The 20,563-nt window shown below is 61.0% G+C and carries 17 protein-coding genes; 4 read left to right on the top strand and 13 right to left on the bottom strand.

Translation table 11 applies throughout. The features are described from left to right. Positions 1-2 precede the first annotated feature (2 nt). The 9 genes from tssH to Q8X48_RS22500 all read right to left on the bottom strand — a co-directional run bounded on the left by tssH (position 3) and on the right by Q8X48_RS22500 (position 12,265). Positions 3-2,648, bottom strand: coding sequence for a type VI secretion system ATPase TssH (gene tssH / locus Q8X48_RS22540; protein ID WP_407801917.1), 2,646 nt, complete (start codon positions 2,646-2,648; stop codon positions 3-5). Positions 2,649-2,798: 150 nt separating this feature from the next. Beyond that, positions 2,799-3,290, bottom strand: a complete 492-nt coding sequence (gene tssD, locus Q8X48_RS22535) for a type VI secretion system tube protein TssD (RefSeq protein WP_217835500.1) — start codon at positions 3,288-3,290, stop codon at positions 2,799-2,801. A 14-nt stretch (positions 3,291-3,304) separates the two neighbouring features. Next, entirely contained in the window at positions 3,305-5,032 is a 1,728-nt protein-coding gene (locus Q8X48_RS22530) for an OmpA family protein (RefSeq protein ID WP_407801916.1), read from the bottom strand. 10 nt (positions 5,033-5,042) lie between these two features. Then, positions 5,043-5,726, bottom strand: coding sequence for a type VI secretion system protein TssL, short form (gene tssL, locus Q8X48_RS22525; RefSeq protein WP_407801915.1), 684 nt, complete (start codon positions 5,724-5,726; stop codon positions 5,043-5,045). After that, on the bottom strand, positions 5,723-7,078 hold the full coding sequence (tssK, locus tag Q8X48_RS22520) for a type VI secretion system baseplate subunit TssK (protein ID WP_407801914.1): 1,356 nt from the start codon (positions 7,076-7,078) through the stop codon (positions 5,723-5,725). The genes tssL and tssK overlap by 4 nt, the downstream gene beginning before the upstream one ends. A gap of 41 nt (positions 7,079-7,119) precedes the next feature. After that, positions 7,120-8,658, bottom strand: a complete 1,539-nt coding sequence (gene tssC, locus Q8X48_RS22515; protein ID WP_015095566.1) for a type VI secretion system contractile sheath large subunit — start codon at positions 8,656-8,658, stop codon at positions 7,120-7,122. A gap of 33 nt (positions 8,659-8,691) precedes the next feature. Then, the gene (gene tssB / locus Q8X48_RS22510) at positions 8,692-9,195 is read right to left on the bottom strand and encodes a type VI secretion system contractile sheath small subunit (RefSeq protein ID WP_407801913.1); all 504 of its coding nucleotides are present in this window, start codon (positions 9,193-9,195) and stop codon (positions 8,692-8,694) included. A 471-nt stretch (positions 9,196-9,666) separates the two neighbouring features. Next, the gene (gene ppk2 / locus Q8X48_RS22505) at positions 9,667-10,485 is read right to left on the bottom strand and encodes a polyphosphate kinase 2 (protein WP_015095568.1); all 819 of its coding nucleotides are present in this window, start codon (positions 10,483-10,485) and stop codon (positions 9,667-9,669) included. Between the two features lie 58 nt (positions 10,486-10,543). Beyond that, positions 10,544-12,265, bottom strand: coding sequence for a SulP family inorganic anion transporter (locus tag Q8X48_RS22500; protein ID WP_407801912.1), 1,722 nt, complete (start codon positions 12,263-12,265; stop codon positions 10,544-10,546). A 316-nt stretch (positions 12,266-12,581) separates the two neighbouring features. Between Q8X48_RS22500 and Q8X48_RS22495 the strand changes: the two genes are divergently transcribed. Next, the gene (locus Q8X48_RS22495; RefSeq protein ID WP_407801910.1) at positions 12,582-13,034 is read left to right on the top strand and encodes a hypothetical protein; all 453 of its coding nucleotides are present in this window, start codon (positions 12,582-12,584) and stop codon (positions 13,032-13,034) included. A gap of 286 nt (positions 13,035-13,320) precedes the next feature. Beyond that, entirely contained in the window at positions 13,321-14,268 is a 948-nt protein-coding gene (locus tag Q8X48_RS22490) for a helix-turn-helix transcriptional regulator (RefSeq protein WP_407801909.1), read from the top strand. A 235-nt stretch (positions 14,269-14,503) separates the two neighbouring features. Here Q8X48_RS22490 and Q8X48_RS22485 read toward each other — a convergent pair whose 3' ends face one another. The 3 genes from Q8X48_RS22485 to Q8X48_RS22475 all read right to left on the bottom strand — a co-directional run bounded on the left by Q8X48_RS22485 (position 14,504) and on the right by Q8X48_RS22475 (position 17,736). After that, positions 14,504-16,423 carry a tyrosine-protein phosphatase gene (locus Q8X48_RS22485; RefSeq protein WP_407801907.1) on the bottom strand — a complete coding sequence of 640 codons (1,920 nt, stop codon included), beginning with the start codon at positions 16,421-16,423 and terminating at the stop codon, positions 14,504-14,506. Positions 16,424-16,675: 252 nt separating this feature from the next. Then, the gene (locus Q8X48_RS22480) at positions 16,676-17,191 is read right to left on the bottom strand and encodes a hypothetical protein (protein WP_407801906.1); all 516 of its coding nucleotides are present in this window, start codon (positions 17,189-17,191) and stop codon (positions 16,676-16,678) included. Positions 17,192-17,289: 98 nt separating this feature from the next. Then, on the bottom strand, positions 17,290-17,736 hold the full coding sequence (locus Q8X48_RS22475) for an anti-virulence regulator CigR family protein (RefSeq protein ID WP_407801905.1): 447 nt from the start codon (positions 17,734-17,736) through the stop codon (positions 17,290-17,292). A 388-nt stretch (positions 17,737-18,124) separates the two neighbouring features. Between Q8X48_RS22475 and Q8X48_RS22470 the strand changes: the two genes are divergently transcribed. Together Q8X48_RS22470 and Q8X48_RS22465 are read left to right on the top strand one after the other, a co-directional pair. Continuing rightward, positions 18,125-18,361: a hypothetical protein gene (locus Q8X48_RS22470; protein WP_095967779.1), complete on the top strand. Its 237-nt coding sequence runs from the start codon at positions 18,125-18,127 to the stop codon at positions 18,359-18,361. A gap of 190 nt (positions 18,362-18,551) precedes the next feature. Next, positions 18,552-19,289, top strand: coding sequence for a hypothetical protein (locus Q8X48_RS22465; RefSeq protein WP_407801904.1), 738 nt, complete (start codon positions 18,552-18,554; stop codon positions 19,287-19,289). Between the two features lie 33 nt (positions 19,290-19,322). Here the strand turns inward: Q8X48_RS22465 and Q8X48_RS22460 are convergent, their stop codons facing one another. Further along, on the bottom strand, positions 19,323-20,126 hold the full coding sequence (locus Q8X48_RS22460) for a hypothetical protein (RefSeq protein ID WP_407801903.1): 804 nt from the start codon (positions 20,124-20,126) through the stop codon (positions 19,323-19,325). Positions 20,127-20,563 lie beyond the last annotated feature (437 nt).

Genomic DNA, 20,563 nt, shown 5'->3' with positions numbered 1-20,563 from the left:
GGTCAGGCTTCCGTGGCAGTGAGTGACGACGCGTCCTTTGCATCGGTAAATTGCAGCGTGACGCCCTCCTCGTCGCTGTAGCCCAGGGTTACGCCGAGGGTTTTGTGCTGCTCGGCCTGACGTCGCAAGAGCTGTTGACTGAGGACCGGCAGAATCTGCTGGTTGAGCAGGCTGTCGATGTTGCGTGCACCGGTGTCGGGCAGCAGGCAGGCAGCGACCAGCGCGGCGTGGAGTCCATCGTCGATCTGGCAGGCCAGGCCGTAGTGGCGTTGCAGGCGCCTGGCAACCCGGGCGAGCTTGAGCCCGACGATGCGCTTGAGTGCATCGGCCTGCAGCGGGCGGTAGATCAGGGTCTGAAAGCGGGCAAGCAAGGCCGGCTGGAAGTGCTCGCGCAGAATCGGTCGCAGCCATTCGTGCAGCACGCTGTCAGTTGCGTCGGGTTGTTGCTGCAGGCCGTTTTGCAGTTCATCGCTGCCGAGGTTGGAGGTCATCAGAATGACGGTATTGCGAAAGTCGATCTCGCGCCCTTCGCCATCGCGCATGAAGCCGCGGTCGAACACTTGATAGAACAGGTTGAGCACGTCGCGGTGGGCCTTCTCCACTTCATCCAGCAACACCACGCTGTAGGGCCGCTGACGCACCGCTTCGGTGAGCACGCCACCCTGGCCGTAACCGACGTAGCCTGGTGGCGAACCTTTGAGCTGGCTGACGGTGTGGGCTTCCTGGTACTCGGAAAGGTTGAGGGTGACCAGCGACCTTTCGCCACCGAACAGACAGTCCGCCAGCGCCCGCGCGGTTTCGGTCTTGCCGACGCCGCTGGTGCCGACTAGCAGGAACACACCCAGCGGTGCCTGTTCATCGGTCAAGCCGGTCTTGGCCGCGCGCAAGCGCTGGGCCTGGGCACCGAGGGCATGCTCCTGGCCAATCACCCGCTCGGCCAATTGCTGTTCCAGTACCAGCAGGCTGGCCTGTTCGTCCTTGAGCAGGCTGCCCAGGGGCACGCCGGTCCAGTCGGCGATCACTTCGGCGACGCTGCGGGCATCGACGTCCAGGGACAGCATCGGCCGGTTGCCCTGAGCCTGCAGCAGCCGTTGCTGTAACTGCGCGCAGAGGTCGCTGCACAGAGGTTCGGCCTGGCGTGCGTCAAGCAGTTGCCGGGTCAGGTCGAGCTCGTGACGGTATTGGTCCAGCAGATCGTCTTGCTGTTGTTGCAGTTCGGCCTGTTGCTCGGCGATCAACGTCAAGCGTTCGCTGGCGGCGCTGCCATTGAGTTGCGCGTCTTGTTCAAGCGCCTGCTGCTCCAGCGTCAAGGCGGCGTGCCGGGCCTTGAGCCGGACCAGCACCTGGGGCTCGCAGTCGAGGCTCATGCGCACCCGCGCGCTGGCGGTGTCGAGCAGGTCGACGGCCTTGTCCGGTAACTGGCGGCCGGTGAGATAACGCCGCGACAGGTTGACGGCAGCCTGTACCGCCGCATCCTGAATGTGTACACCATGGTGGCTGGCATAGCGCGCCTTGAGGCCGCGCAGCATCAGGCAGGCGCTGGCGTCGTCAGGCTCGTCGACCTTGACCACCTGGAAACGCCGCTCCAGCGCGGCATCACGTTCGAAGTACTGTTTGTATTCGCTCCAGGTGGTCGCGGCGATGGTGCGCAATTCACCACGGGCCAGGGCGGGCTTGAGCAGGTTCGCGGCATCCGCCCCACCTGCCTGATTACCGGCGCCGATCAGGGTGTGGGCTTCGTCGATGAACAGCAGCACCGGGTTGGCCGACTGCTGCACAGCGTCGATGACATTTTTCAGACGTTGTTCGAATTCACCTTTGACCCCGGCACCCGCTTGCAACAGGCCCAAGTCAAGGGTGCGCACGCTGACCGACTTGAGGCTGTCCGGAACGTTGCCTGCGGCGATGCGCAAGGCCAGGCCTTCGACCAGCGCCGTCTTGCCCACACCGGGCTCACCGACCAGGATCGGGTTGTTCTTGCGCCGACGGCTGAGGATGTCGATGACCTGGCGGATTTCATCGTCACGTCCGAACACCGGGTCGATCTGCCCGGCCCGCGCCTCGGCGGTGATGTCCCGGGTGAACCTGTCCAGTACCGCTTGCAAGGCATCGTGCACGGCTGCGCCGGGGACAGGTAACGCCGGGGGCTGGTCCAACGCGCTTTGCTGTTGGACGTGCGGGCGTTCCTCGGAGTGCTGATCGAGCAGCCCTGACAGCTGCTGCAACTGGATTTCATTGAGGCTTAGCATGGGCCAGGCCGCATTGCATGCCAGCAGCTGCGGACTGTCCTGCAACGCACCCAGCAGGTGCGCCGAGCGCAGACTGTCATGCCCTTCCAGTGACGCACGCAACCAGGCGGACTCGATCAGTTTCTGCAATTTGCCGCACAACTGTGGCTTGCCCTGCACGCTGCGCGGCAGCGTGTCGAGATGGTCAAGCAGACCGCGCCAAAGCCCGTCCATGTCCCACTCATGACGACGGGCGATAAGGGTCAAGTCGCCCTCGCCCTGCTCCAGCAACTTGAGCAGCCAGTGTTCGATGCTGATCCGCCCATGGGCACGGCTTTGACACAACGAAGCCGCCGCGCTGAGCGCCTGGGCGCAGTAGGGGTTGAGACGGCGAAGCAGGCGCGTGGAGTTGTCGGTCATGGAGGTACGTCCTTGTGCTGAAGGGTCAGCGGATAATCGGTCAGGGCGATGGAAAGTGTCGGGATGGGCTGGGTTGAACGTCCGCGCACAGACGCTCAACCCAGTGCACCGGAACCAGCAGGCAGAGGCCAGCCTGCTGGTTATTCAGCGTTACCCTCTACTACGTTTGTCCCATGCATCGTCGTGTTTGAGGTTTCCGTCCTTGAAGTCCCAGAAGATCTTCTCGTAGCGCAACTCAACCTCTTCCAGGTGGTTGAATTTCGCCTTGTCCGGATCTTTGACGTCGTGCATTTTCGACTCGACCTTCACTACCTTCACTTTTTTAAGCAGGGTGTTGTAGTACTCGACTTCCTGGCCTGCGTCGTTGATGCGATAAAATTTGAACTCGGCGCTCTCGAGTGTCTGGCCTGTAGTAGCAGCCTTATAGAGGTATGTGCTGGAAGCATCGATTTCCTTAGTGAACACGTACGGAGCATGGGTCCGCGTACCGGTCAATTTTCCGGTGCTATCGTCGCTGGCGATGTAGACGCTGTGGTTGTGAGCGACCACCTCGATACTGCCTTCGCGACCTTTCACGGTCACTGAACCATTAATGTCCGCACCGCCGTCATTTTTCAGCCACAGGTAAACGGGAATTGCCATGTGAAGCTCCTTTTTCAGTACACAGATGCCGCGTTTGCGACAGGGGGTTGTACGTCGGCTCCGGCCATGGGAAACACGCAGGCCCCCGCTTCCGGCACCAGACGGATATCGACGCGACGGTTGGCCTGACGCCCCGCCTCGGTGTCATTGCTGGCGATGGGCTGGCTCTTGCCAAAGCCCTGCACCGCGAAACAGCTGTCGGGGATGCCGCCCATGCGTTGCATCCAGTCACGCACCGCCGCCGCACGGGCGCGGGATAACTGCAGATTGTGTTCGTCGCTGCCCACGGCATCGGTGTGCCCGGCGATGACGATCAGCCAGCCAGGTTGGGCCTTGATGCCGACCAGGGCGTCGATCAGCACCCTGGTCGATTCCGGCTTGAGTCGGGCACTGGCGCTGCTGAACAGCGACAGGCTGTCCAGGCGCACGGTTCGCACCGCGCGTGCCGGCATCGGGCTCGTCGACGGTTGCCGGTGGTTGGCGATGGTCGACAGCAGCCCAGCGCGCAATTGCTCGCCGCGATACAGGCCAAGGCCCAGCGCCAGGGGCTCACCCCGGCGGTAGTAATGGTCGAGGCGCATGGCGTCCTCGCGCAGCACGTTCAACGCTTCTTCCCGTTGGGCAAATTCGGGTTGATCGCGACGCTCCGTCGGGGCAATGGACGCATAACGCCGCAGGTCATCGCTGACCTGACGCAGCAGCAGGGTGTTCTGCCAGGCCGAGCTGGTCAGGGCGACAACGGCGGCGGCCGCGAACAGCCACAGCGCAATCACGCTGGCGCGACGTATTGGTAAACGTCGGGCCTGTACCGGCAGCAGATTCAGTAAAGGATCAGGGAACGGCAGCGACGCATCCGGCGCTTGTACCTGTGCATCGGCGTCCCTCAGCCCGGTCTTGCCCCGCAGCCATAGCCCCCACAGATTGCCGGTCATCATCCCGGGCAGTGTCGGTACCAAGGTGCTGGCGCAAACCAGCGGCAAGCCGACAGGCTGGCGACCTTCGCGGCTGGCGAAGTGCGCCAGGACATATTCATCCAGCCAGGCAGCAGCACTGTTGAGCTGGACACCGGCCTGCAACCGCCGAGTGTGGGTTGCATGTTCAGCGGGCAGCCGATACCAGTCGTCGGGGCCAAGGCACGCCCCCCCTTCCCGAATGTTGCAGGTGCCCTGGCCGGCTTCCCAACTGAACCAGGTCCCCTTGCTCGCCGATGATTGCAGGTAGCTGACGAGCATCAGCGGCAGTGCAATACCACGCTGGCCAATCAGCCCGGCCTGGTAATTGAACGTACGCACGTGCCCGGCCAACACCGCGGCATCGGTGTGCTCGCCCGGGTTGACAATGAACATCACGCAGAGCTGCCCGGCCCACTCGGGACGCAAGGCCAGGACAGTGTCAGTCAACTCCGGCAGTTGTTGCGCACGGGAGACCCGCAGGTAACAGCCCTGCTCGGTCATGCGCAACGCCGGCTGGTCGTTGCACGTTTCACCAAACAGCCCGGCCAGGCCATCACCACATACCAGTACCACCGGATGACGATACGCTGCCGGTGGCAACGCCAGGTTGTCGAGCGAGCCGGGTAATTGCCGTTGACGCGCGGCCCGGACACAGCCGAGCGCAACGCAACCGACAACGATCAGGGCCACGGCGGCACGGCCCAATCCGCCAAGCGGGATAATGGCCAAAAGCATCAGAGCCAGTGCACCCGCCCACAGCCAGAGCCCTTGTTTGAGTTTGAGCGTCATGGGCTCCACCTCAGGCTTGCGCGGCCAACAGCGTCGCAACCAGACCACCCAACAGCTGGTCGAGGCCGTACCAGACACCGGCCAGCAACAGACCGGCAACCAGGACGTTGACCAGCGGCGAGCGCATCCAGCGCAGCGCCATTGCGCCATGGCTGGCGCTGAGGGGTGCGGTTAATGCCTGACGCAGCTTCAGTGGTGCGACCCGGGCACTCAGATCGGCCAGCAGTTGTTCACGCTCGGGGTCATTGTCATCGCGATAACGGCCGCGAAACCCCAGGGTCAAAACCCGCTGGAAGGTCGTTAGTACCTGAAGGTCCGGCGCCGGTTCGCGCAGTACCTCGCGCATGTCCTCGTACAGGAACTCCCCGGCCTGGTGGCGATTGAAAAATTTCGCCTGCAAGGGTTCACTGGCCCACCGGGAATGGGCATCGTTATCGGCGCGGTTGAGCATGGTTTCATCCAGCAGCGCGCATTGAGCGTGGCTCATATGGTCGATGCTGCGTTGGGCCAGGCCGGCATCCATGAGCCGCTGGCGAACGTGCTCGACCTGCCTTACGCAAAGCGCTTTGACCTCATCGCTGCTTTGCGCGGAGGCCCCTTGCCGCAACTCGACCACCAGCAGGTAGCTGTCTTGCAACAACGCGTCGATGTCGACCGTCATGGCGGCCGGTTTTTTCGCTTCGATCAGGTTCATGCGCGTAGTACCGCGAACAGTTCAAGTTTCACTTCGGCCAGGGTGCTCGGGACGTAGAAGGCACAGATGCCCTGGTCCCGAATGGCTTGTCCCTTGGCATGGTTGAGATCCAGGGCGAAGTACTGGTTTTCCAGGCGCAGGGGGATGGCCGCCGGGACATGGCTGAGGGACTGCAACGGCACGCCATCGAGGGCGGCGTTGACCAGTTGATCGACTTCGTCCGGTGTACCGATCTTGCACAGTTGCGGGAACTGATTCTGCAATTGCACGGCGGGCAAGCGGCAACGCACCGACAGATAGAAATCGGCACTGTCGGGCTCGCGCAAACGGGCGTCGTCAAGTCGGACCTGCCAACGGTTGGCTGCGCTCTGCTCGAGTGTCAGGGCGATGACGCGAGAAGGCAGACTGGCCTCCAGCAACGTGGAGATCATGCGCAACAGCGGCGGGAACACGCTTTCCAGGTGTTCGTGGCGGTAAGGCGGAATCTGCTCGACATCGTGTTCGAGGGAAAAGGTCAGCAGACTGCCGGCCAGTTTTGTCAGCTCCAGATAGACCTGCTCGGGATGTCGCGCCGGCCAGGCCTTGAGATCGGCCAATACCGGCTGGTAGGTGTTCAAGGCATTGAGCAACCAGAACAACGACACGTCGGCCACCGCGAAGTCGGCCATTCGCTGGTTACTCTCACGGCGCATGCCCATCAGCCGCTGACGCTTGGAGGACAACTGGGTCAACAGGTTGTCCAGTTGCGTCAACAGACCCGGGTGCGCCGCGAAACTGAGCAGCGGTGGCACATAGTCAGGATCAAGGCTCCAGGCGCCCTGCCCGTCACGCACCAGGCGCGCGATCGGGCAGGTCAGGTAATCGCCGTTCTCGTCGTGATCGAAGCGCAGGCTCAGCACGTGTTCCAGTACGCCGACCGATTGCACTTCATCGGCGTAAATGTCCTGCACCTGACGCCAGTCCTGACGATAACGGGTGGGTCGATCGGCCTTGTCGGCGTCGAACAGGCAGTTGTTGCCATTGGCCTGTTCCAGTGGCAAGGCCAGGAGCAAGGTCGCCGCCTGGGTATCGTCGGACAGCAGGCGCGACAGCTCCAGCCCAAGGGGCAGTCGATCGACATGGTCAGTGTCGATCAAGGTGCCGTCGGGCATGCGCAGGCTCAGGCGAGTGGCCTTGAGCTTGCCCAGGCGCAGTGCTTGCAGGTCAAACGCGACGTCATGGACGCCCCAGGGGTGCACCAGGGACAAACGAGCCAGACACTCGTTGGCCCAGGCTTCCCAGCGCGCCTGCTGCTGGAATTGCTGCGGGGACAGCAATGCCCCCGCGGCCCACAAGGGGCGGTCGATTTTCATGAGGTCGAATCCCTACGCAATGGGTTGGGTTTGCACAGGACTCAGGCTTTTGCCTTGGGCATCTGCGAAACCAGCGACAGGTTGACGTCCATGCCTTCCACCTGGAAATGCGGCACGGCGTACAACTTGACGCGGAAAAAGCCCGGGTTATCCTCGATGTCTTCGACGGTGACCCGGCCAGCCCGCAATGGGTGCGAAGCCTGCAGCGAGTCGCCCGGATCGTTCATCTCGGTGACCAGCCCGCTGACCCACTTGTTCAGCTCCAGCTCCAGCAATCGGCGATCCTTGGTGGTGCCGATGTTTTCGCGCTGGATCAGCTTCAGGTAATGGGCAATGCGTGACAGCAGGAAGATGTAGGGCAGGCGCGCATTGATCCGGCTATTGGCGGTGGCCTCCGGGGTATCGTATAGCGCCGGTTTCTGCGTGGAGTTGGCCGAGAAGAAGCACGCGTAGTCGCGGTTCTTGTAGTAGGAGAGCGGGATAAAGCCGAGGTTGGCGAACTCGAACTCGCGCGTCTCCGCAATCATCACTTCCGAAGGGATCTTCACCTGATTGCCAGTGCCCAGATCGTACAAGTGGATCGGCAGGTCGGTGACTGCGCCGCCAGACTGCGGACCGCGGATCTGCACGCACCAGCCGTTGGCGATGAAGCTCTTGACCATGTTGGCAGCGAAGGCAAACGAGGCGTTGGTCCACAGGTACTTGTCGTGGTCCGGTCCCTTGACGCTTTCGATGTAGTTGAAACTGCGCACCGGAACGGTGTCCGGGCCATACGGCAGACGGCCCAGCACGCGGGGCATGAGCAAGCCGATATAACGGGCATCGTCGCTGTCGCGGAACGCTTTCCACTTGATGTATTCGGCACGGTCAAAGTAGTTGCCGATGTCCTTGATGGCGGCGACTTCTTCCATCGAGTGCTTGCCAAAAAAGGCCGGGCCGACGGAGCCAATGAAGGGCATGTGCGCGGCTGCCGAGACTTTGGAAATATTGCGCAGCAAGGCAATGTCCTGCGGGCTGCGGTCGAACTCGAAGTTGGAAATGGCAGCGGCGATCGGCTCACCACCCGGGGTGTCGTACTCCTGGGTGTAGGTATGCACATACAGGCCACTTTGTGCGATCTCCGGTGCATCCTCGAAATCCTGGACCAGGTGATCCTTGCTGATATCAAGCAATTCGATGCGCACGTTCTGGCGGAAGTCGGTCTGATCGATCAGCGATTTCACACCGCGCCAGGTGGACTCCACCCGCTGGAAATCCGGGTGATGCATCACGGCGTCCAGTTGGCGGCTGATTTGTGCATCCAGCGACGCAATATGTTCATCCAGCAGTGTCCTGTCCAGACGCCGGACTTTGCGCGAAGACTGTTTGATCAAATTCAAGAAAACACTGACAGCGGCAGTCACTCGCTCATCGGCAGAAACGTCCGACAGCGCCTCGGAACTTTGAAACACTTCAATTTCGCCCAGCACTTTTACCGGGTTGAGATTGATCTTTCCAAACAACGCGCCATACACGCCTTGGCTTTCTTCAGGCAACACTGTAGTGCCGCGCGATTGCGCGTGAGAATGTTCAATAGACATTTTTAAACTTCCCTTTAAACGAGCCGAGGTGAATTAACGAATGTGTTCCGGAGCCAGTGCAGCCAACTCATCTCGCAGTTCGTCACTCAGTGCCTCGTCCACGAGAATACGCTCCAGTTCCTGGCGGAACGTGGCATTGTCCAACAGGTTGGACTTGAGGTCGCGCAGCAGGTTACGCATAGCCAGCAGTGCGCGCAGTTGCGGAATTTGCCGAGCCACTTGTTCCGGCTCGAAGTCCTTCATGCTCCGGAAACCCAGGTTGACCGCCGCTTCGCCGGCATCCTCCGCCAGGGTATTGGCCACCGCCAGCTTGACCTCGGGAGAAAACTCGGCCAGCACGCTATCGAAATTATTCTTGTCGATGGCGACTTTGCTTCTCTCGGACAACGGCCGCTGTTCCTTGCCGTTACTGTAGTCGCCCATCACCATCAACTTGAGCGGCAATTCGACTTTTTTCTGTGCATCGCCCGTATGCAAATCGAGCTTGATGTTGACCCGTGCCTTGGGCACTTTGTTTTGAAAACTACCAGAAGCCATAAATCCTCCAAGGATATTTGTAACAACATACAGCGTTACAAAAAATTCAATGACACAATCGAGATCAGAAGTTGGGCCAACAACACGCAATCACATAACCAGACGCAACATGCAAACTTGCTTCGATTGCGAAAGACTAGCCTCTCCAAAAGGAACCGCAACTACAGAAACAAATACTCAAACACTGCCAGATGCAATAGTGAATCATCTTACAAAGACATTCCAACCGCCCAACTAATATTTAGAGGATTCTTACATTGCGATCAGATCTTACCCACTCTCTAAATAGCAATTTCCTACGCAATTAAGGAAGTTTCCTACGTAAAGATTATTGGCGTGTTTTGGTTGCGCTCGGCATGGCCGTTGAGACAGCGGATGATCGGTTAATACCGGAAAAGCGAGGAGGCGATTTCACGACTGCCGTGCCCGGGTCTTGAAGACCGGGCACGGGCAGCACAGTGCGGCGGGATTCTAGAATTTTTCCGCAATGTACTTGAACGGATAGTTCGGATCCCGATAGTTACCGGGACTTTGGCGCTTGGGCAGTTTCACTTTCGCCCGCGGTACTTCCTCATAAGGAATGCTGCTGAGCACATCGCTGATGATGTTCAGTCGCGCCCGCCGCTTGTCATTGGAGTTGGCGACCCGCCACGGGGCGAACTCAGTGTCGGTGGCCTCGAACATGTCGTCCCGGGCACGTGAGTAGTCGTACCAGCGGTTATAGGACTTGAGGTCCATCGGTGACAGCTTCCAGATCTTGCGCCCGTCGGTGATGCGCGCCTTGAGGCGTCGGGTCTGCTCCTCCGGGCTCACTTCAAGCCAGTATTTGATCAGGATGATGCCCGATTCGACCAGTGCATGTTCGACGCGCGGCGCCACGGTGAGAAATGAGCGCACCTGCTCTTCGGTGCAAAACCCCATGACCCGCTCGACACCGGCGCGGTTGTACCAGCTGCGATCGAAGATCACCACTTCACCGGCCGCCGGCATGTGCGGCAGATAGCGCTGCACATACATCTGGCTTTTTTCCCGATCGGTCGGTGCCGGCAACGCGATCACCCGGAACACCCGCGGGCTGACCCGTTCGGTCAGTGCCTTGATGGTCCCGCCCTTGCCGGCGCCATCACGGCCCTCGAAGACGATGCAGACCTTGGCGCCCGAGTGCTGTACCCACTCCTGCAGCTTGACCATCTCGACATGCAGGCGCGCCAGCTCCTCGAGATAGACCTTGTTCTTGAGCTTGCCGCTTTCAACCGGCTTGCTTTTCGTTGCCGTTTTCTTCTTTGCCATGCCCGTAATCTCCTTCAATGCGTCACACAGCGTCCGGGATGCACCCGGCCGCACTCATTCAACGCCGATTGCGCTGGTAATGTTCAACCGCCAGTTCCAGGTTCAGGAACATGCGTGCCTCACCCAGCGTATGGCCCAAGGGTGCCTTGATGACCATGTCCCATACACTGGGGCTCATACCTACCAGCCACAGTGAAATGCCTTTCTCGCTCATGCGCTGCTCGGCGCTGGTGAGCATTTTCAGGGCCGTGTATTCCAGGTCGAACACGCTGCGCAGGTCCAGGACCACAACCCTGGGTGTCGCCGCCTCGATCAGCGGCCGGATTTTCTCGGCGATGCGCTCGGCATTGGCGAAGAACACCCGCCCCTCGGGCCTGAGCAACAGCAGCCCGTCAAACTGTTCGTCATCTGCGTTGCCGGTGGCCTGCGGGCGATAGACGTTGGTGCCGGGCTTGCGTGCCAGAACATGCACGGGCGGGTCCGAGAGCTGATAGGCCAGGGCCAGCAACGAGACGATGATCGCCACGACGATCCCTTGCAGCGTGCCCAGCAGCATCACGCCAATCATGGCCACCACGGCCCAGGCGAATTCGGTACGGCGAACCGACAGGATTTCGCGAAACTCCGCCGGCTCGATCAAGCCCACCGAATACACGATCACCACGGCGGCGAGTGTGGCATTGGGCATCAGGCCAATGAGCGGTGCCAGCAGCAGGCAAGTGCCCAATGCCAGTGCTGCGGTAATCAGTGCGGCCAGTTGCGAGCGGGCACCGGCCAGGCGGTTGACCGCCGTTTGAGTGGTCCCGCCACCCGCGACCATGGCCCCGAGAAACGCACCGCCTATGTTGGCAACGCCAGTGGCCAGCAGCTCCCGGTTCGGTTGTGGAGCAGGCTCGTCACTGCGGGCGAAAGCGCGACCCGCGGCAATGGTTTCGGTGAAACTCATCAGCGCGATACCCATCGCCGAAGGCCACAGGGTTTCGACCAGCGACGCTACCGGCAAGGTCGGCGCCGGCAACCCGATCGGCACCACGCCGACGGCGGACACACCAAAACTCTCCAGGCCAAGCAGGCTCATGCCGAGGATGCCCAGCGCCACCGCAATCAAGGGAGCGGGCAGTCGCGGCGTAAAGCGCTTCATGCCGACCAGCAGCAGTATCATGAACACCCCGACTGCCGCGGTCGGCAGCGAGGCATGAGGGATGCTCTGAACCGTAGCCACCAGGTTGTGCAGGAAGCCACCTTTGTCGATATGGGTGCCCAGCAGCTTGGGTAGCTGGTCGAGCACGATGACCACGCCAATGCCGGCCTTGAACCCCACCAGCACCGGTTCGGAAATAAAATTGGCGACGAAACCCAGGCGCAGCAACCCCGCGACGATCAGGATCGCACCCACCATCAACGCCAGGGTGGCGGAGCCGGCGAGCAGGGTCGTCGCATCGCCATCGGGGCTGATCTGACCCAGTGCGGAGCCAGCGAGAATGGCCAGGGTGGTCGTGGTGCTGACACTGAGCGGACGCGACGTGCCGAGCACGGCATAGATCACCATCGGCACCAGCACCGTGTACAGCCCGACCTGCACCGGCAGGCCGGCAATCGTGGCGTACGCCAGCGCCTTGGGAATGACCACGGCCGCTGCCGTCAGCCCGGCGACCACATCGCCCCGTAGCCAGTCCGGCCGATAACTGTCGAGCCACTCCGGGATCAACAGGCTGCGCACGCTACCCCGCTGTGGAGTGCCTGGGTTCCGCGCTTGCGGATCGCTGCCAAGTTGATTCATCAGTCACTCCAGTCGCAAATCGTCCATGCGGATGATGAGTGGGCTCAACTGACCGCACAATCCTTTAACTGCACGCGTAACCACTGCAGACCTTCATCGGCATCGAAGTGCGCGTGGCAGCAGGCAATCCACGCAGGCTCGACTACAAATGTAGCCGGTTTGCACGGCTACGCCGCCACATGACTGGAGAAGGAGAGACGCCCTACCCTCTGCGCGCAAAAATGGAAAGCCTTATATGGACGACGTCATGAGGGCGATAAATGAGCTATACCCGCTAATTCCCCCCATTGCAGTTCTTCAACTCAGGAGTTTGGCAATGAAGCTCAAGACCTCTCTGGCAGCACTCATGGTCGCGGCCAGCCTTTTCGGCTGCGCCACTTCCTCGCACCACGGCGTGAACGTCAACCTGGTCGCCACCCGGCAAAACGCCGGTCAGATCGGCACCGTCACCTTGACCGACTGGGACAAGAAAACCGGGCTCAGTTTCTTCATCAGCGGTGCTCCAAGCGGGGTTATCCTGCCCCTGCGCCTTTACTCGTTCATCAATAACGGCACCTGCGAGCAACCCGGGTCAGTCGCCTACGCGATGAACGACACCGTCAACACCGAACGCCAACCCATTCGCGGCTGGTCTTTTAACAGGACCGCGCCCGTGCCGTTGCAGACCTTGCTTGACGGCAAGTATTCGGTGGTCGTGCGAACGGCTGCAACCGATGGCAACGTCGATATCTTTTGCGGGGATATCAAGGCGACAGAGCCGGTGAAATAGCCCTGGCCAGTGCAGGCCAGCCCACGCCCCGGTACCGCTCGTGCCACCGATTGTCCGGTGCGAGCGGTGGCGTCGGGTGAACGGAAACGGGGGCCGGCGACGACAGCAGCAACCGGTAACAAACCTGTCATTACTCACTGATAACGTCCTGACGCTTTCCCGATCCGCACCCGCTCGATCTCCGATCGCCAATTCCCTGTACCAGGGCTTTGCCCATCCGCTCAAGGTGACACTTCAGGTGTACGCAAGCACGACGCGCAAGCAAATCATCATCAGGTCCAACGACATGAGCTGCGACGACTTTGGCGCGTTGTTCTCGAACCTGTTCGGCAACCTGTATGCCGACTCCCCGCCACCGCCGAAAAACATCATCATCGGCGGGGTCTACGGCCGGCACGAAGGTGTCAGTTTTCGGCGCATGCATTATCGCGGCGACTTTACGGTGGACTTTCCCGCGCCCCTTGATGAAATCACCTTCGTCATTCCTACCGCCGGCAAGATCATCTTCAACCACGTCACCGAGTCGGTAGGTTTCGCGCAGATCGGCCTGGCGATCGACAAGGCCGAAGTCCGCTCGGCGCGCTTTGTCGATAACCACGCACAGCACGGGATATCGATCAGCCGTCGGCTGATCACCGAGCGCCTGTCGACACTGCTGGGCAAACCCATTCTGCAAAAGGTGCAGTTCGAACCGATGGTGGATCTGAAGGCATCGGCCTTGCAGGGCATCCGGGCATTGATCGAACTGGCCACGGGCAGCGAGTTCGACCTGCTGATCAACAGCGGTTCGCTGATGCCTTCGCGTCTTCGCGAAATGCTGGTCGATGCGGTGCTCGAAACCTGGCCGCACAACTTCACCGAAGCCCTCCAGCGCCCCTCTCCACTGATAGCGCCGCGGCATGTGAAGCTGGCCGTCGAGTACATCCAGGCGCACCCCGAGCACCTGGCAAGTGGCACGGAGCTGGCGCAACTGACCCATGTCAGCCTGCGCGCCTTGCAGGAGGGTTTTCAGCGTTCCATGGGCACTTCGATCGTTGCCTATCAGCGCCAGGTACGCCTGGAACGCGCCTTTGCCGCGCTGTCCCAGGGGGCGGCGCCGTCGGTAACAGACGTAGCTCTGCAATACGGCTTCAGCAACGTCGGGCGGTTTTGCCAGTATTTCCAGAGCGCCTACGGCATCAGCCCCGCAGACGTGAGAAAGGGTGTGCGAACTCGGCCGATGGCGACCCATTGAGGGATTAGCGGGAGTGCTTGCGAAGGCGGAGTGACATTCAACATCTCTGTCGACTGACATGGCCTCTTCGCGGGCAAGCCCGCTCCCACAAAGTTTTGTGCTTGCCACATGATCCGGGCACGACACACAACCTGTGGGAGCGGGCTTGCCCGCGAAGGGGCCGCAAGACTCAATATCAATGTGCCTGTCAGATCACTATCGCGAGCCCGCTCCCACAGATTGCCTTGACTGATCGTCAGAACAGATAGCTGGCCTTCAGCCCGCCATTGAAGCCGTGGCTGTCGCCGCCACCGCTGGCGCCGATTTCTGCCCCCACGTTCCACGGTCCAAGGTTGGCCATGACGTTGACGCCACCGGTGAACTGGTCACGGTTGTCGAAGGCGGCCTGTTGCTCGATGTCCAGGCCCAGCAGGTGCCCTTCGCTGTCGACTTCAGGGTCGCCCAGCACGTGCTCGTAGCCCACTTGCACCCCCGGCACCAGTTGCCAGGCGCCCAGGCTGACCGGTGCAAAGGATGCGTTGAGGTTGGCCACCGCGCTCTTGCGGGTCTCGTGGAAGCCATCGACGTCCAGCGCCAGCTCGCTGCCTTTTTCCTGGAAGCCCGACAGATTGACGTGGCTGATCCGCACACCGAGGCTTGGCTCGAGGGTCACGCCGTTCACCGGAACCCGGTAGCCCACGGCCAGGGTCGCACCGGTGAGGTTGCCATGGCTGTCGCCCTTGGCCGTGCCCAGGCCGCCGCCGAGCTCTCGCTTGCTCTCGTAATCGAGATAACCGGCGCTGGCATCGGCATCCACAAACAGGCCGCGCTCCAGACCGTTCGGTGCAAAGCGGGCACCGACGCTGAAGAAGGTCAGGTCGGTATCGGCCTCGCCACCGGCGCCACCGACATTGCCGCGGCTGTAGCCGAAGCCGGCATGGGCGCTGAGCTGTTCGGAAAAGCGCTGGGTCAGGCCAATCATCATGCCCTGGCTATGCTCGTTGCTGCTGGAGGCCTGAGAGGAGCCGTCGGTGCCCAGATACCCCGCCAGGGCCGTGCTCCACAGACGATATTGCCCGGTCTTGAGGTCGGTGCCACTGGTGAAAGGCGCAGCAGCCTGATCGATCATCGCGCCCTGGCGCAGCAGGTAGCTGGCAGCGTCGGCATGCACCTGGCCGCCAACGGTAGACTCGACGCCGCCGAGGCTGCGCGCATCGATGGCCGATTGCAGGTAGTAGTTGTAGGCGCTGTAGGTGCCTGACAGGTTGCTGTTCTGCAGTTGTTGCAACAACTGCGCGCCGGCCGCAGCGTTGCCCGCCAGGTCCGCTGCGCCAGGCAAGCTGTTGTAGAACACCATCTTGCCGCGCAGCACGTAGAGGGTTTCCTGGGACAGACCCAGGCCTTGCTTGAGGTAGTTGTCCATGGTGCCGTACTGCGCGGTCACCTGGTCCAGGCCGGCTTGCAGGTAACTGGCCTCCACACCGATCAGCGGCCCATAGATGGTCGCCAGGCTCGGTGGCAACGCCGCCAGGGTCGCCCTGATGCGCTCGGCGGTGTAGTCGTTGGTCGCCAGGTAATTGCTCATGATAGTGGCATCGTCGACCCCGGCGATGCTTTGCAGCACAGCGGCAGTCCAGCCCGTGCGGTCCTTGCCGGCGGTGCAATGGAACAGCGCGGCACCGTCGACCGTGGCCAGTTCATTGAACAACTGGTTGAACTCGCTGCGCATCCCCGCGTTCCTGACGAAGTCACGGTTGGTGTCCTGCATCATCGCGGTGGCTTCGGCGGCGCTGTGGAACGCGATGTTGGTGACGTTCGCGCCAGACGTAGAGCCGCCGATGATGTCGATGTTGCTATAGGTCGCGCCCGTGAGCATTGTGTCGGGCGTGGCGGCGATCTCGGTGGGCGTGCGCAGGTCGTAGACCGCCTTGATGCCAAGGCCGTTGAGGGTCGCCAGATCCGCCGCCGAAGGCGTCAACGCGTTGGAGCGGTAAAACACCCCGCCACGCATCGTGCCGTCGTTGGCTGTGGTGTATGCCGTGGTGAGACCGGCGACATCGCGAAAATTGTCGATGCTCTTCAGGCGTGGGGTGTTGAGGGGAACCGTCTCAGCCGCCTGAGCGGCAGCGATGGACAGGCTCAAAACAGACAGCGAACACACAAGTCGTTGGAACACAGGGCAGCCTCATTGGAATCACGTTGGGCTGACCAATATCTACATTGCATTGACGCTGAACATGACAAATCGCCTGCAAACGCAAATCACTGCGCGATGTGTCCGGGTGGCTCGTTTTCTGTCCGTGCATGGCCCGGTGTGCGGCCAGCTTCTGTGCCGAAAGCCATGTCCGGCGAACAAATGCCAGACGCAAAAAACCCGCTTTTCAGCGGGCTTTTGGTTTTTCTGAAACTGCTCGCTACTGCTGTGAACTCAATGGGTTTTTTTCGAGGTCGACATCCCGGCTTTACTCAAGCCTTTGGTGTTGTGTTCACCCGGCGTCGAAGCCGAAATAGCCCTGGCCTTGGAGAGGCCGCGAGTGTCCTTGGAGTTGGCGATGCCTGAGGTCGTGCTGCCATGACCGTTGTCATCGTTGCGCTCACTACCGTAGTGGTTCCCGCTCAGACCATGGTCGCGCACGGATTTGCCGGCATGGTCGCTGTCCAGCCCGTTGCCGCGGCCGTTACTGCCGGAGTGGCCTGTGCCGGCGTGTCCGCCACCCATGCCGCCGCCGTGGCCTCCACCGTTTCCGCCACCGTTTCCGCCGCCATTTCCACCGCCGCCGCCATTTCCACCGCCGCCACCGTTTCCACCGCCGCCGCCACCGCCACCGCCGTCCTTCGCGTAGGCGGAACCCATGATCGACAGGCCATCAGGCAGCAAAGGGGCGGCTGCAAGCATCATGGCGCATGACATTACAGCAACGAGACTCTTGTTTTTGAAAAGCATGATTGCTTCCGTAGGTGGTTGATATCGCGTGACGTATGACGCGATATCCCTCAAACAGTTCCAGCCCGACGACAGGCGGCTGGAAGTCCACTCACACATCAATCGAACACACCATTGAGAATTTCATAAACAAGCCCGGTGGCCAACGCGACCAGGATCAGATCCGTGCCGACTTGCTGCCACTCGTAACCGTCATAGTGAGGCAACCTGCCGACCAGTCGACCATCCAGCTTTTTGGCAATGCCCGGTGGAAGCGGCTTGCCTCGGGCAAGGTTCTTTTGAATACCCGGTGGCAAGGCAGGCCCGGGGCTCCAGTAGCCTGTGCTTGCGCCAATGATTTCGAGCACGCTGCTGCGATTGATGCTGGGACCATGACTCCAGTCCCCGCCGCCAGAATTCTTGTTCTTGTTGCCCTGGTTGCCCTGATTGCCATGGTTGGCCTTGTTGTTGCCCTGGCCGTTTCCTGGATCAGCCAGCACAGTCACTGAGCCGCTGGCCAGGGCCAGGCAGGTGATTGCTGCAATCAACGATCGAGACTTGATCATGAGTCGTTCCTTCGTGGCGGGAATATTCCCTTAATTTTAGACGTCATTGACGGAGTTGGTTCCATCGAGTCACCGAACGCCAAACTCGACGCCCGCCCCGGCGCATGGAAGTGCTGATTCCGGGAACTGGGCATTGGCTGATAGAGGAAGTATCGACGCAGACGATTGCGGCGATTCGCGGGTTTATCGAGAAGCAATCTTCTTCGATGTGAGTCCACGCTTGATACGTCGCAGATACTTCAATGCGTAGCGCTGTTACCTCAGCGCCGCAGTTGTCACTTCTGCGCCACCGAACGGGCCAATAAAGTATGGCCGTCGGTGTGAAACAGGGTCGTCGACTTGTCGGCCCGCGCCAGCACCGATCCCCCCATCACGGAAGAGGTGAATCATGAGTTTCGTCAAAGTGGAAAAAAACCAGAGCAGCGCCCCGTCGGATGCCGACATGAAAAAAGCCATGGTCGAGTCGGGCGGCGCGCCGGGCGAGGTCACCGGGACCAATGCCGCCCGCACCCTGACCTACACCGGCGTGGTCAATCACACGGTGTACGAGAACAAGCTGATCGAGATTGCCAAGGGCAAACGCACCAGCTGGAACTTCGTCTGGGCCGATGCCCGGGCCGCCTGAGGTCAAAGCGGGGCGGCTGATCGGCTGCCCCGCTGACCCGGCCCCTGATACAACCCCGATACCCGCTTGTAACACCAAGACACTTAGCCGCCCTGCCCCTCGACCCTAGAGTGAAACCGTCAATGCACTGCAGCGCCAAGCGCCAGCAGCCCATTGTTTGCCCAACACACCACCAAGGAAGAGGGAAACCATGAGCAAGTCAATCGCTGTCAGCCAACAGAGCCAGCAGCTTCACAATGATGTGCAAGAAGCCGTCAAGTCGATCATGGGTGCAACGCAACTGAAGGCGTCGGATTACGGCCGGGTACTGAGGTCGGCCCTGGCGGCTTCGGAAAAAACCGTCACCATCGAAATCGCCGCCGGCGACCTGACGCTGCTGAAGAAGTCCGGCTACAAGCTGTGCTTTGCCAAGAAAGTGGGAGACGCCGACTACAACGTGGTCTGGCAGTCCTATGACGCTTACCTGAGCAACAACGAGTTCAGCTGGACGCCTCAATATCAGATGTTTGCGTCCAACCTGTTCAAGGCCAATGTGCAGGTCAAAGTCTCGACCAACATCGTCAATATCGGCCTGGGGCAAACATCGACACTCGATGAGCACGGTCTGCTGAGTTCGGCGGTTACCGGGGGGCCGAGCATTTCCATGACCTTTGTAAACGACTACGCCCCCATCCATCCGGGTATCAACCAGCTCTCTACCGGCATTGATGGCAATCAGGTCAGCACGCCCATTTACGTTGCGGTGGATCAGGTGGTCACCGGTGAAACCGTGCTGACGCCGGTGGAAACCATCCTCGTGTGGTTCGAACAGAACGTGCAGACCAGCACCATGTTCAGTACCTCACGCTCCAAGGCGATCGAAATCGACCTGACGTTCGATAACACCGCAGGTCGCCTTTACGAAGGCGGTCAGTGGAAAACCGTGTAACCGTCATGCCAGGGCAACCTTGCGGTTGCCCTTTCACTTCTCTTTACCCGCCGTGGCGAAGTAGCCCGTCAGCGAGCGACAGATCGACTGCGCAAGGTCCTCCTGGGTGGCGATGCCATAGGGTCGGTCACGATCGAACTGCGCCGACCAGCGAATCCGCCCCTGCGCCACATCCACCAGGCGCAATGACGCGCGCACCCGCAAAGGCTCGACCCGCACGCTACCCTCCAGGCAATAGCTGTAACGCCCGCCACGCTTGAAGTCCGCTACCGGCTCACTGTTGCGTGCCACCCGCATCAACACATGATTGGTCCCGGTCTGCGCCTGCTCGAACGACTCGAACAGTCGGCAACTCAACTCCTCGCACAAGCCCCGCGCAAAGTCATTGCCATCGCGGGTGAGGCAGGTAAACGGCTGGATCTGGACCACAGGATGGCGCGTGCCGACGCCCTTGGGCCGCAGCCGCTGATAGGTCAAGCGATAACACCCGGGTGGAATGCTGAAGCGCACCGGGTCCTGCTGGCCGTTACCGGCGTAATGCGCTGCGAGCTTGCGCCGCAGGCGCCCCACCTGCACCCGCACCACCGGATCGTCGCCGGTGCAATACACTGCCGGGTCACGACGAAACACCGCGATGCCGATGGCGTGTTCGGTCAGCGGCGTATTACAAGCCTGAAGGTCGTGCTCGACCAGAAAGCGCAACAGACTGCCCATGCGCCTGGATTTGGCAAACAACGGGCTGACCAGCAACAGCGCCAGCACCCGCTCGATTTCTTCCCGATCGAGCGGCTCGGGAACCCCCGCCGCCGTCGAATCGGCCATGCTCATGATCACCATCGCCTGCCTCCGTGCAGGTTGCCGACAGGAATGGATGTCGCACTCCGTGATTACCCTCGCAGCGTGAGCAGGATTGGCGCTCGGGCACTGCAACGACCAAGCTTAGCAGCCGTGTTGATATCGGCAGGCAATTGCGATGGTAGCAACCCGCCATCCGACGAACGTTCAATCTTGACGTCCGAAAAACTTGTAGGACTTGCCCCTTTGTGGCGAGGGCGCTTGCTCCCGCCGGGCTGCGAAGCGGCCCTCATACCTTGCAACTCATTTCCTCAGACACTTCGCAGTGCCTGATTTTACGGCGGCAGAGCCGCCGGACGGGAGCAAGCTCCCTTGCCACAGGGGGTATTGGGCGTCCTACAGGCCGGTTGCAGCGCTGGAAATCGACGCCTAATGTGCGCCCGTCGCTGACTTGAGTTGGCGATTGGGTTTCGCAGCCC

This window comes from Pseudomonas sp. QLc11A, assembly GCF_052112305.1.
GTDB classification, from domain to species: Bacteria; Pseudomonadota; Gammaproteobacteria; order Pseudomonadales; family Pseudomonadaceae; genus Aquipseudomonas; species Aquipseudomonas laurylsulfatiphila.
The sequence above is the reverse complement of the archived record's forward strand: the minus strand, read 5'-3'. Positions and strand labels throughout refer to the sequence as shown.